4 protein-coding genes and 1 pseudogene are annotated in these 3,922 nt (G+C 26.7%); all 5 read left to right on the forward strand.

The window, feature by feature from the left end; all coding sequences use genetic code 11:
• Nucleotides 1–518 (forward strand): transglutaminase domain-containing protein (locus tag J7G74_RS09725; RefSeq protein WP_297134678.1); only part of this gene is annotated, 518 nt, incomplete at its 5' end.
• Nucleotides 519–800: 282 nt separating this feature from the next.
• Nucleotides 801–1,754, forward strand: a complete 954-nt coding sequence (locus tag J7G74_RS09730) for an ABC transporter permease (RefSeq protein WP_297134681.1) — start codon at nt 801–803, stop codon at nt 1,752–1,754.
• Nucleotides 1,744–2,757, forward strand: coding sequence for an iron chelate uptake ABC transporter family permease subunit (locus J7G74_RS09735; protein ID WP_297134684.1), 1,014 nt, complete (start codon nt 1,744–1,746; stop codon nt 2,755–2,757). Before J7G74_RS09730 ends, J7G74_RS09735 begins: the two co-directional genes overlap by 11 nt.
• The gene (locus tag J7G74_RS09740; RefSeq protein WP_297134686.1) at nt 2,754–3,509 is read left to right on the forward strand and encodes an iron ABC transporter ATP-binding protein; all 756 of its coding nucleotides are present in this window, start codon (nt 2,754–2,756) and stop codon (nt 3,507–3,509) included. Before J7G74_RS09735 ends, J7G74_RS09740 begins: the two co-directional genes overlap by 4 nt.
• Before the next feature lie 100 nt (nt 3,510–3,609).
• Nucleotides 3,610–3,922, forward strand: a pseudogene (locus J7G74_RS09745) (ABC transporter); the annotation flags it as partial.

Consider the following 3,922-nt stretch of genomic DNA (forward strand, 5'->3'; position numbering starts at 1 on the left):
ATAAATACTTATCTCAAAGTACCACTTATAACATAGATGCAAAATCTACAGATGCTTATGGGGTTTTGGTATATAATGAAGGTATTTGTGTTGGTTTTTCCCAAGCGATGCAGATATTATTATCACAACTAAATTTAGACGAAGGATACCAAGTAGAATGGATTCCAAGGGATGAAAACACAGAGGGACATGTTTGGAATGCGCTTATGATAAATGGAAGATGGTATTATTTTGATGCAACTTGGGAAAATGGAAGTACGGGTGGTAATGGACTTGTATATTTTGCTATGGATATAAATAGAAGAGATTTAGGTGATTTACCAAGGGATGAATATAATATGTCTCCTTTAAGTTTAGAAGTTAATGTGCCAAATTGTAATGATGATAGATTTGCTATTTTACAGTATTGTACTTACTATAATTTGGATTTGGACAATCATAGTCTATATTTTAAAAATGATGAAGATAATAAATGGTACATATTAAATACTGAAAATTTTAATATAAAAGAAAAATAGATTTCTAAGAAAATGAATTAATAAAATTATATAGCATAGAACAAAAAGACATCTAATATTTATTAAAAATTACACTTGATAAATATTAGATGTCTTTTTTATAGGAATTTATTATTATCATAGAATTTTTCAATATTTTTATAAAAAATGTAAAAATATTTATAAAAATTCAAGAAAATTATTGAAAATAATTATCAAATAATGTATTATACAAATAGAAATTGATAATTATTTTCAATCAAAGTAAAATATCTTATTTTATGAAGGGTATGGGAGATAAGTATGAAGAAAAGATATTTAATAATAATGTTAATAATTTTATCTCTAGTTTCTATTTTCTTAGGGGCTAAGAGTGTAAGTATAATAGATATTTTATCTGGAAATAAAGAAGCTATAAATCTTATGACGGTAAGTAGATTTCCAAGACTAATTAGTATATTAATGGCAGGAAGTGCCATGAGTATATGTGGTCTTATAATGCAACAGATAAGTCAAAATAAGTTTGTTTCCCCAACAACAGGAGCAACAATAGACTCAGCTCAACTAGGTATAGTAATTGCTATGGTGTTTATTCCTGGAGCATCTACTATGCAGAAGGCTATGGTATCATTTATATTTGCATTAATGGGAACATTTATGTTTATGACATTTTTAAAAAATTTAAAAGTAAAAAATGTAATATTTATACCTTTGGTAGGGATAATGTTTGGAAATATCATAGGATCAATAACAACGTATATAGGGTATGAAAATGATATAATGCAAAATGTAGGTGGATGGATGCAAGGTAACTTCTCAATGATATTAAAAGGAAATTATGAATTATTATATTTAGCAATACCACTTATGATTATAGCATTTATATATGCTCATAAATTCACAGTTGCTGGCATGGGAGAAGATTTTGCTACAAACTTAGGTCTTGATTACAAAAAGATAGTAAATATAGGTCTTGTAATAGTTTCAATAGTAACTGTATGTGTAGTTATAACTGCAGGAGAGATTCCTTATATAGGACTTATTGTACCAAATATAGTTTCTTTATATAAAGGTGATAATGTACATGAAAATATATGGGATACAGCTTTATTTGGAGCGGTATTCGTATTAGTATGTGATATCTTAGCAAGAGTATTGATATATCCATATGAACTTTCTGTAGGACTTACAGTTGGAGTAATAGGAAGTGCAATATTCCTTTATTTAATCTTAAGGAGGAAGTCATATGCAAGCTAATTTAAAAGATAAAAGTTTAATTAATAATAAAAATAAACATAAGAAAAGAAAGCAAAACTTAAATACACCAATAGTTATATTAACTATAATGATATTAGTTTCATGTGCACTATTTTTAACTGTTGGGATTAATTCTGGAAGTATGGAATATGCACTTTCGAAAAGGATACCAAAACTAATAGCAATTGCACTTACAGGTGCATGTATTGGTTTTTCAACTATAGTATTCCAAACTATAACAGATAATAGAATATTAACACCTAGTGTGATGGGTATAGATTCTTTATATGTATCTATACAAACAGTACTAATATTTGTATTTGGATCAACAAGTATTTTTGTATCTGATAGAAGGCTTAACTTTTTAATATGTATAGTATTTATGGTTATTGGTTCTTTAGGTCTATACAAATTAGTATTTAAAAAAGAAAATTCCAATATAATGTTTTTACTATTAGTAGGAATGATATGTGGAACATTTTTCAAAAGTCTATCTTCATTTATGCAAATGGTAATAGATCCAAATGAGTATTTAGTTCTTCAAAATAAATTATTTGCTAGTTTTAATAATGTTAATGTAGAAATACTAGTACTATCAGTAATAATATTACTTTTAATAATTCCATTTGTATGTGATGATATAAAATATTTTGATGTAATGAGTTTAGGTAAAGATCATGCTATTAATTTAGGTGTAGATTATGACAAATTAATGAAAAAATCTTTAATAATAATATCTATACTTATAGCAGTATCAACTGCATTAGTTGGACCTGTAACATTCTTAGGTATTTTAGTGGCTAATATAGCTCGTGAAATGATAAAGACTTATAAGCATAGCTATATTATTACAGTATCCATATTAGTGAGTATATTTACTTTAGTATTTGGTCAGTTAATGATAGAAAGAATTCTAAAGTTAAGTACTCCTGTAAGTGTAATAATTAACATGATAGGTGGAGTTTACTTTATGTATCTACTTTATAAGGAGAGCAGAATATGATTGAAGTAAGAAATTTAAGTAAAAAATATGATGATAAAAAGGTGGTACATAATGTATCACTTAAAATAGAAAAAGGTAAGATAACTTCTTTTATAGGTCCTAATGGAGCAGGAAAAAGTACAGCACTATCTATGATAACAAGACTTATGAAAAGAGATAGTGGACAAGTTTTTATTGAAGGTAAAGAATTAGAGACTTGGGATAAAAAAGAATTATCTAAAAAAATAGCAATACTTAAGCAGTCTAATAATATAAATATTAGACTTACAATAAGAGAGCTTGTAAGTTTTGGAAGATTCCCTTATTGTGATGGAAAGCTAACAGCAGAAGATAATAAGTATGTTGATGAAGCCATAGAGTATATGAGGCTTACTGATCTACAAGATAGATATCTTGATGAGTTAAGTGGTGGTCAAAGACAAAGGGCTTATATAGCTATGGTTATAGCTCAAGGAACAGAATACATATTCTTAGATGAGCCATTAAATAACTTAGATATGAACAACTCTGTTCAGATGATGAAGGTTCTTAGAAGATTATGTGATGATTTGGGAAAAACAATAATACTTGTTATGCATGATATTAACTTCACATCTTGCTACTCTGACTATATAATATGTTTAAAAAATGGAATGATAGCAAAAGAGGGAAATGTAGAAGACATAATTAATAAAGAAACTTTAGAGAGTATTTATGAGATGAACTTTAAAGTTGAAGAAATTGACGGTAATAGAATAAGTATATATTACTAAAAAAATAAGAAATGTATTTTAACTGGCTGAAAGGTCAGTTTTATATAACAAAATTAATGATAATGATTATCTATATTAATAAAATAAAGGAGATAATAAAATGAACAAAAAAGTCGCAGTAATAATAGGAGCAGTATTAATAGTAATAATAGGTTTATTCTCATTAACTATGAAAAAAGATAAAAATTCAAATTCTACTGCAAATAGTACAATAACAATAACTGATTCAACAGGAGAAAATGTTGAAGTAACAAAAAATCCTCAGAGAGTAGTAGTATTTGATTACGGTGTGGCAGATATATTAAAAAATATAGGTGTTGAAATAGTAGGTTTACCTAAATCAGGTACATTACCAGAGATATTATCAGATTATAAAGATGATAAATATGCAAATGTTGGAGATTTAAAAAGTC

The sequence above is a fragment of the Terrisporobacter sp. genome, assembly GCF_017888745.1.
GTDB lineage: Bacteria > Bacillota > Clostridia > Peptostreptococcales > Peptostreptococcaceae > Terrisporobacter.

Excerpts from the sequence above, each read along its gene's own strand:
- J7G74_RS09730 (WP_297134681.1), top strand. The coding sequence starts at position 801 with ATGAAGAAAAGATATTTAATAATAATGTTAATAATTTTATCTCTAGTT.
- J7G74_RS09740 (WP_297134686.1), top strand. The coding sequence starts at position 2,754 with ATGATTGAAGTAAGAAATTTAAGTAAAAAATATGATGATAAAAAGGTG.
- J7G74_RS09735 (WP_297134684.1), top strand. The coding sequence starts at position 1,744 with ATGCAAGCTAATTTAAAAGATAAAAGTTTAATTAATAATAAAAATAAA.